Here is a 2,143-nt window from a genome sequence, read left to right on the forward strand (position 1 = left end):
TCGAGCGGCACGTAACAGCCGCCCGCCTTCAGCACCGCCAGCAACGCGACGACCAGACGCGGGTCGCGCGGCAGGCACACGCCGACCCGGGTCTCCGGACGCACGCCCAGCCGCTGGAGGTGGGCGGCCAGGGCGGTGGCGCGCGCTTCGAGCTGCGCGTAGGTGAGGCGGGTGCCGTCGGCGCCGTCGAGGGCGGGCGCGTGCGGGGTGCGGGCGGCCTGCTCGGCGACGAGGTCGTGCAGGGGCCGGTCGGGGTGGTCGGCTTCGGTGCCGGTGCCCATGCGCAGGGTGGTGGCGAGCTCGGCGGGGTCCATGAGGTCGAGCCGTGACAGGGGGGTGTGGGGGTCGGCGACGGCCGCGGCGAGCAGGGTGCGCAGGTGGCCGGCCAGGCGGCGCATGCGGGGCTGGTCGAACAGGTCGGTGGCGTAGTCGAGCACGCACAGCAGGGCGCCGTCGGGGCGTTCCTCGACGATGAGGTCCAGGTCGAACATGGCGGTGCCGGGCCGCACGTCGAGCCGTTCCAGGGCAAGGCCGTGCCCGCCGGGCCGGTCGTGGCCGTGGTGGTCATGGTGGTCGCCGCCGGGCAGGGCGGGGGTGTTCTGGTAGGCGAGCATGACCTGGAAGAGGGGGTTGCGTGACAGGTCGCGGCCGGGGGCGAGGTCGTCGACGAGTGCCTCGAACGGCAGGCCGGCGTGGTCGAAGGCGCCCAGGACGCGTTCGCGGGTGCGGCGGAGCAGTTCGGTGAAGGTGGGGTCGCCGGACAGGTCGCCGCGCAGCACGAGGGTGTTGAGGAACAGTCCGGCGGTGCGGTCGAGGCCGGGGTGCGGCCGGGCGGACATGGGGGTGCCGATGGGGATGTCGGCCTGGCCGGTGTAGCGGGCGAGCAGGGCCTGCAGGGCGGCGGTCAGCGCCATGAAGGGGGTGGCGTGTTCGGCGGCGGCGAGCGCGCGCAGGGCGTCGGCCAGGCCGCGGTCCAGGTCGAACAGCAGCCGCTCCCCCTGGTGGGATCGGGCGGCGGGGCGGGGCCGGTCGGCGGGCAGGTCGAGGGTGTCGGGCAGGCCGGTGAGGGTGTCGCGCCAGTAGGTGAGATCGGCGGTGTGGGGTTGGGTGCGCTGCCAGGCGGCGTAGTCGGCGTAGTCGGTGCCCGGCGGGGGCAGGTCGCGGCCGGCGTAGAGGTCGAGCAGGTCGTTGAGCAGGATGGTGACCGACCAGCGGTCGGCCAGGATGTGGTGGAGGGTGAGGATCAGCCGGTGCTCGTGGGGTGTGACGCGGATCAGGCGGGCCCGGGTGAGGGGGCCGGTGGCCAGGTCGAAGCGGTGGCGGGCCTCGTGGCGGGCGGCGGCGTCGGCCTGCTCGGCGGGCAGGGTGTCGATGAGCAGGCGGGGCCGTTCGGCGCCGGGCCGCTGGCGGGGTTCGCCGTCGTGGACGGTGATCACGTGGGTGAGGAGGGGGTGGCGGTCCACGAGCCTGTCGAACGCGGCGGCCACGGCGGCCGGGTCGAGGGGGCCGCGCACGGTGTAGGCCCAGGACAGGGTGTAGGCGGGGTTGCCGGGGTCGAGCTGGTCGACGACCCACAGGCGGCGCTGGGCGTCGGTGAGGGGGGCCGGGGTGCCGGGGTCGGGGCGGCGCGGGATGGGGGGCGGTCCGGTGCGGGACGGGCGTCGTGGCGTGGTGAGGCGTGCCTCGAGCGCGGCGCGCTGTTCGGGGGTGAGCCGGGCCAGCCGTTCACGCGCGCGGTCCACGTCGGTCACCGGTCCTCCTCAAGCAGGTCCAGTAGGTCTGCGTCGGTCAGTTTCTGGTGCAGTACGGCCTGCGCCTGCTGCTCGACGGTGGTGGCGTCGAACAGCAGGCGCAGGGGGAGGTCGACGTCGAGTTCGCCGGTGATGCGGTCGGCGAGGCGGACGGCGAGCAGGGAGTGGCCGCCGAGGGCGAAGAAGTCGTCGGTGACGCCGATCCGGTCGCGGCCGAGCAGGTCTGCCCAGATGGCGGTGAGGGTCTCTTCGATGGGGGTGCGGGGCGGGACGTGGGTGTCCGTGCCGTGCGCGGTGGTGGGATCGGGGGGTGGGAGGGCTTCGCGGTCGAGCTTGCCGCTGGGGAGTACGGGGAAGGCGTCGAGGTGGACGAACGCGGCGGGGATCATCGC

At 75.0% G+C, this 2,143-nt stretch carries 2 protein-coding genes; both read right to left on the reverse strand.

All coding sequences use genetic code 11. The features are described from left to right. Positions 1-1,751: condensation domain-containing protein (locus tag DQW85_RS24005; protein ID WP_162795316.1), on the reverse strand; the 1,751-nt coding region annotated here is incomplete at its 3' end. Next, positions 1,748-2,143 (reverse strand): phosphopantetheine-binding protein (locus DQW85_RS24010; protein WP_240197388.1); only part of this gene is annotated, 396 nt, incomplete at its 5' end. The genes DQW85_RS24010 and DQW85_RS24005, both read right to left, overlap by 4 nt.

Origin of the sequence: Nonomuraea lactucae, from assembly GCF_003313395.1 — a bacterium.
In the GTDB taxonomy this organism is placed as follows: domain Bacteria; phylum Actinomycetota; class Actinomycetes; order Streptosporangiales; family Streptosporangiaceae; genus Nonomuraea; species Nonomuraea lactucae.